Genomic DNA, 5,610 nt, shown 5'->3' on the forward strand with positions numbered 1-5,610 from the left:
TCGAGAGCAGCGCAGAAACCGGATCGGTTTTGTCGAACATCGCCGCCGCGATGAACGGCGCGAAGATCCCGTAGATGGCCCACTCGTACCACTCGAGCGAATTGCCCACCGTTATTGCGGCCAGGGTGCGCACTTTCCGAGCCGTCGGCTCGCCCTCGAGTTGCCTCATCGCAGTGTGTGTTCCTTCCGCACCGGGCGCTTGTGATCGCGGGAAGAGCCCCGCCTCGCTGTAACTTACCTCACAAACTAGTTGGCTGACAAACTAATTTCTGCGACGGATCGGGGATCCGACTCCGAGCAAACCCTGAAGCGCATGCCGTGAGACACCTGGTTGCCGCCGGTCGATCGCGCCACCATGGACTTCCCATGGGATTGACTTTTGCGCCGCCGTTGCGAAAGCACTTAGCTTGCCCGCCTTGGCGAATGGCCGACTCAGAATTCGAGGGCGGCCTTCCCCGCGCCCGCTACCAGTCTGGGATCCGCTTCGCCGCCTGCGGCCCCGATGGGGTTGCGAAAGCGCAATGTTCGGATTGCGACGATGCTGCTCGAACAAGGCCGCGGCGTAGTCGGGCGAGTTCGCCTGACGGGTGCCACGGCCCCAATCCTGCTTGCTTCCAACCGTAGGCGCCACGACCTCGCGGTTCAGCGTCGATAGAAGCTAGGCGCCAGCGGCATCGGACGACGCCATGGCTTCCGCCATCGCGGCCAACGTGGTCTCCATCATTTCGGCCGTATGCTCCTTGAGCCGTCCGAGTTCGACGTCGGTCTTACCGAGTACCGGTATCCAGTTGTTGACCTGCCACGCCACCTCGACCATCGTTCCGTCACCGTCTTCTTGGAATGAGTAGGTCCACTGGCCGATGGACGCCCCGTCGACGATTACCGTCCAGCCGAATACGTCTGGTGGCTGCGCTTCGGTGATGGCGCTTCGGGTTTCCCACTCTCCTTTCGGGCCGCGATTGCGCCCGGTGAACCAGGATCCGACGGTCGGTCCGTCGCCGTCGTCATAACGGGCCCAGACCAATTCGGGGCTCCATGCGGCCATAACACCCACGTCGGCGACTAGGTCGTACAGCTCGGCGGGCGTTGCACTCATCCGAATTCGGCGCCGCAGGCGGAGCTGCGACACGTCGAGGCGATCACTCATTTAAGCCGGTCTTGCCTGCCGCGAAATCGTCCTCCAGGGCCTGAATACAGCGGGCCAGGCCGGCGCGCATCCACCGTAGCCACAGCACTTTGAACGGTCCGGCGATTATCCAACGGCGTCCGGGGAGTGGTTTGAACTCGTATGACCAGCGGACCAGTGTCCCCGGACCGTCGGGGGTGAATGTCCATTCGCCACGGATTCCGGCAGCGAGATAGCGCAGCACGTTGGTAAACCCCGTGAGTTGGTAGGCGAAGCTCGAGCCTTCGGCGCATTCGGTCAACTGCTCATCGGCACTGGATCCGTCGGTGAACTGAGGGTTGCGCGACGGGCCCGGGTGGTCCCACGTCTCGGTTTGATTGGCGACCCCGGCGACGCCGGGAAACGGTGCCACCGGCTTGAATACGCGGGAGAGATCGATGGGCATGATGACGGCCCATGCCTGCGCCGGAGTGAGATAAGACCGCTGCTGCACGGTGATTGGGACCGTGCGGTCGCGGGCGGTGATGAGAAGATCGACCGGTGTGGGATTCGACATGCACGCAAGCTTGCACGAAACTCGCCCACCGTACGAAGTGACCGATCAAATGTACGGTGTCAACCGTTCATTGCCGAACGTTTCGCATTCAACGCGCTCTCTGGACGGCACTGAGCGAACGTTGTTGTGGCGTGTGGCATTACTCCGCATCACTGGCGCGTAGTTGGTCCGCTCCCCTCCTCTGGAGGACGGACACCGCGGCGCCTTGAAATGGGTTGAAGCCTCGAAATGGGTTGAAGTAGTTCGCCTCCCGATGAAATCCTCAGCGCTGCCGGCCAGAACTCTCCATTCGCACCACGTAGAAGCGAGCGCCGGCCACGGTGAATACGAGGCGACCGCCGTCTCGAACGAAACGAGCTGGGTGGACTGTCTTTTCAAGTGGTCGGAGCTGTGCGGACACCCAGGGCTGAGCGACGTGCAGGCGTTCTGCAGGTGGGGCACCCCACCCTCGTCGACCACTGCGCAGAAGAGGTCGAGACGGCGTAGACGGACATCAAATATAAGCGCAGTCGTATGTATACATAGCAGAACTCGTCGTGGAATTATGCATCCAGCTGCCCTAGCGTCGAAAGACACGACCAACCAGCCAGGAGAAGCTCGATGACACGAACACGTCGAGCACAATCGGCGGCGGGAAACGAACCAGCCGACGCGCTAGACGATCTCGACGCGGCGATCATCACCTCGTTGCAGGCCGATGGGCGGCGTAGCAACCGCGACCTCGCCGCAGAACTCGGCATATCCCCGTCGACCACCTTCGAAAGGGTCCGCTCGCTTCGACAGCGAGGTGTTCTGGTAGGCGTGCACTACGCGGCCGACCCCACCGAGCTGGGACGCCCGGTTCAGGCCATCATCTCGGTGCGGTTGCGGCCGCAATCGCGGGAGGTCGTGCAGGGCTTCCGCGAATTCGTGATGCGACTGCCAGAGACGGTCCAGGTCTTCGTCACGACCGGCGCGGAAGACCTGCTCATCCACATCGCCGTCTCCTCAACACAGGCACTGCACGACTTCGTCCTGGATTCGCTGACGAAACGACGCGAAGTCGACGGTGTGCGAACCGATGTGGTCCTCGATCACGAACGGACGCACGTCATCACTCCCGTCCGCCGACGCGGAATGCATGCGCAGCGATAAGTCCGTCGGCGTGCACTTGAATTCTGCTGAGATACAAGGACCTCAGTCGCCAGCTTGGAGCTGGGTTCAAGCGCCAACCAGCCGCTCCGCGACGTGTTGGCTCCCGTCTCCATTTCCACGGCGCTCGAAGACCGCGTCTCGGTGGAGCGCCTTGACGGTGACCTGGCCGCAAAATTGCCGTGGTAGTGCGAGGTCAGGTCGGGGGCTCGCCCAGCACGAACCGCAGAGCGATACGCACCGCGGCAGGATCGAAAGACGGGTCGGTCACCGACAGCAGAGTCAGGGCCGTGCGTCCGAGGTGACGCCCCAAGGCCTTGGCCGCGGCTTCCGCGTCTCGCATCTCGCAAGCTGCGACGATTTCGGCATGCTCTCGGGCGCCGATCTCGAAGCTGACTGGGTTGGCTTGCAGGAGCGCCCGCCGGTATCGCTCGCAGTAGGCGCCCAGATCACCCACGGCCTTGGTGATGCGCGCACCGGCATGGGCGATCAGGCGTTGGTGGAACACCCGGTGGTGCCGCTCCCACTCGGAGAACGTGTCCGGGGAGGCCACCGAGTCCATGACCCTGAGCAGATCTCGCAGCTCGGCAAGATCTCCAGAACTGAGCTGCGGAACGGTCAGCTTGATCGCGACCGCCTCCTGCGGGATGCGTAGTGCGTAAAGCTGTACTAGATCTGAACTGGCGAGCGGGGCGACCCGGACCTGCCGGTTGTGCTTGCTCTCGATGAGTCCCTCACGCTGCAACATGCGCAACGCCTCGCGCAGTGGGGTGCGGTTGACGCCCAGGCGATCGGCGAGCTTCACCTGCGACACCACGGATCCAGCCAGCAACGTCCCGTGCAGAATCTCATCGCGAAGCTTGTCGTAGATCTCTTCGACAGTGAACGCGCTGAGGGTGGGAGCAACGGCCACTCCACCTGCTACGTCGGTCACGCCTGCACTCCTTCACCGCTCCGGGGCGACGGCGGCGTCGGCCCACGAACCACCCGAGCCGTCCGGGACTTCCCACGCTCGCGTGTTGCGAGCGTACCGCCGTGCGGTTTTTGAACCGTCCCGCGCGCATCGACTCGCCCGGGGTAGTTGCACCGCGGCCCTGCCGGACCGGGCGACGTCACGCGTTCACTTGCTCCAGTGGGTCCACCGACCCCAGGGCGATCCACGCGTTGATGAGGTCGTTGTGTTCGCCCAGCGCTGGCGGAGGCGCGTGTTGCTCGCGTCCACCGGCGTAGTCATGCTGGTCAAAGCGGATAGGCGGTCCAGGCAATTCGATCGACCCCAAGACCGGATGATCGACGGCGACGACCAGTCCTTGTGAGCGCGTCTGGTCCCAGTCGTAGACCTCGGGGATGGTCCGCACCTTCCCGCACGGGACGCCGGCCTCGTCGAGGAGGGCCGAAATCTCGGCGACGGTGAAAGTGATCAGCTTCTCGTTGATCACCGTCGTCAACCCGTCGCGGTGCTCGACACGATCGGCGTTGGTGTGGAACCTCGGGTCGTCTGTGTCGATGCCGAGCGTGGAGGCAAAGGCGTGCCATTGGGCCGTGCTACCGACGGCGACTTGGATCTGGCCGTCCTTGGCGCCAAAGAGTCCGTACGGAGCGATCGAGGGATGGTGATTGCCCGTGCGGACGGGCGTTTCACCCGCCACGGTCCATCGCGTTCCTTGGAAGGCGTGTGCGCCAACGACTCCGGCGAGCAGGCTGGTGTGCACGACCCGTCCTCGTCCGCTGATGGCGCGTTCGTGGAGCGCGGCCAAGATGCCGATGGTGGCGTGCAGGCCGGCGAGGATGTCGGCAATGGGCACGCCGACCTTCGTTGGCGAGGCGAGGTCACCGGTCACGCTCATCAGTCCGGCTTCGCCTTGGGCGATCTGGTCGTAGCCGGCTCTGGCGCCTTCGGGGCCGTCATACCCAAAACCGCTTATGGAGCAAATTACGAGCCTTGGGTTGATCCGGTGCAGCGACTCGTAGCTGAAGCCGAGACGGGTGAGCACTCCGGGGCGAAAGTTCTCGATGAGGATGTCGGACCGACGGATCAGGCGGGTCAAGACCTCTCGGCCGGTCTCGGCCTTCAAGTCGACGGTGATGGATTCCTTGTTGCGATTGCAGGACAGGTAGTAGGTCGATATGTCGTCGTCTCCGACGAACGGCGGCCCCCACGACCGGGTGTCGTCGCCGGCGGGGCGTTCCACCTTGATCACCCGCGCCCCCAGATCGCCGAACATCATGCCGGCGTGCGGCCCCGCGAGCGCGCGACTGAGATCCAGCACGACGAGATCCGACAGCAACAACGAGACACCTTCTTCGCTTCGACGGGGCCGCGGGGCGCCCCGCAGTGGCTTTCGGCCTTACCCGTCATAGCCAAGCCCCTTAGGTCATTTCTGTCAACAGATTTCGCCCTCTTGCAATGACCCTGCTGGGCATTTGGTGCGAAAACTCATTCTAGCGACCGTCATCAGCATCATTCTGTTGACAGAAATGAGATCTGCGTCGTACGGTCGAGTACGTCAGTGACACACACAACAGAGGAGCCAATCGATGACGTCTGTCACGGTGGACGTGACGCCGATGCTCGTAGATGGATGCGCGACATTCGCGTCCAACGGGTCCTCGATCCCCGTCTACGAACCCGCCTCGGGTCGACTCCTGAGCCGCGTACCCCGTGGAGGCCAGGTCGAGATCTCGCAGGCGACGGCCGCGGCTCGTCGGGCGTTGCCGGGGTGGAGGGCGCAGGCGGCAAGCGTGCGGGGCCGGGCGCTCTGCCGAGTAGCCGACGAGCTGGAAGCCGAGCTGGAAG

Annotated in this window: 7 protein-coding genes and 1 pseudogene; 2 read left to right on the forward strand and 6 right to left on the reverse strand. The window is 63.6% G+C overall.

Going from position 1 to position 5,610, the window contains the following annotated elements; all coding sequences use genetic code 11:
* The 4 genes and pseudogenes from ABW137_RS34970 to ABW137_RS34985 form a co-directional block, all read right to left on the reverse strand.
* A pseudogene (locus tag ABW137_RS34970) lies at positions 1–169 on the reverse strand (MFS transporter); the annotation flags it as partial.
* A gap of 489 nt (positions 170–658) precedes the next feature.
* On the reverse strand, positions 659–1,147 hold the full coding sequence (locus tag ABW137_RS34975; protein ID WP_526407409.1) for an SRPBCC family protein: 489 nt from the start codon (positions 1,145–1,147) through the stop codon (positions 659–661).
* Positions 1,140–1,682 carry an SRPBCC family protein gene (locus ABW137_RS34980; protein ID WP_526407411.1) on the reverse strand — a complete coding sequence of 181 codons (543 nt, stop codon included), beginning with the start codon at positions 1,680–1,682 and terminating at the stop codon, positions 1,140–1,142. Before ABW137_RS34980 ends, ABW137_RS34975 begins: the two co-directional genes overlap by 8 nt.
* 262 nt (positions 1,683–1,944) lie before the next feature.
* A complete protein-coding gene (locus ABW137_RS34985; protein ID WP_526407419.1) occupies positions 1,945–2,148 on the reverse strand; it encodes a LysR family transcriptional regulator in 204 nt (67 codons plus the stop codon).
* A 134-nt stretch (positions 2,149–2,282) separates the two neighbouring features.
* On the opposite strand from ABW137_RS34985, the gene ABW137_RS34990 reads away from it, so the two are divergent.
* On the forward strand, positions 2,283–2,816 hold the full coding sequence (locus ABW137_RS34990) for an Lrp/AsnC family transcriptional regulator (RefSeq protein WP_526407412.1): 534 nt from the start codon (positions 2,283–2,285) through the stop codon (positions 2,814–2,816).
* Positions 2,817–3,009: 193 nt separating this feature from the next.
* Here ABW137_RS34990 and ABW137_RS34995 read toward each other — a convergent pair whose 3' ends face one another.
* Both ABW137_RS34995 and ABW137_RS35000 read right to left on the reverse strand, forming a co-directional pair.
* Positions 3,010–3,747 (reverse strand): GntR family transcriptional regulator, encoded by a 738-nt coding sequence (locus ABW137_RS34995; RefSeq protein WP_526407414.1) that lies wholly within the window; start codon positions 3,745–3,747, stop codon positions 3,010–3,012.
* Positions 3,748–3,925: 178 nt separating this feature from the next.
* Positions 3,926–5,104 carry a CaiB/BaiF CoA transferase family protein gene (locus ABW137_RS35000; RefSeq protein ID WP_526407416.1) on the reverse strand — a complete coding sequence of 393 codons (1,179 nt, stop codon included), beginning with the start codon at positions 5,102–5,104 and terminating at the stop codon, positions 3,926–3,928.
* Between the two features lie 247 nt (positions 5,105–5,351).
* On the opposite strand from ABW137_RS35000, the gene ABW137_RS35005 reads away from it, so the two are divergent.
* Positions 5,352–5,610 (forward strand): aldehyde dehydrogenase family protein (locus tag ABW137_RS35005; RefSeq protein WP_526407418.1); only part of this gene is annotated, 259 nt, incomplete at its 3' end.

Origin of the sequence: Mycobacterium sp. (assembly GCF_040509115.1) — a bacterium.
Lineage (GTDB): Bacteria > Actinomycetota > Actinomycetes > Mycobacteriales > Mycobacteriaceae > Mycobacterium.

Coding starts and splice junctions, on each gene's coding strand:
- ABW137_RS34975 (WP_526407409.1), bottom strand. CDS start 1,147: ATGAGTGATCGCCTCGACGTGTCGCAGCTCCGCCTGCGGCGCCGAATT.
- ABW137_RS34980 (WP_526407411.1), bottom strand. CDS start 1,682: ATGTCGAATCCCACACCGGTCGATCTTCTCATCACCGCCCGCGACCGC.
- ABW137_RS34990 (WP_526407412.1), top strand. CDS start 2,283: ATGACACGAACACGTCGAGCACAATCGGCGGCGGGAAACGAACCAGCC.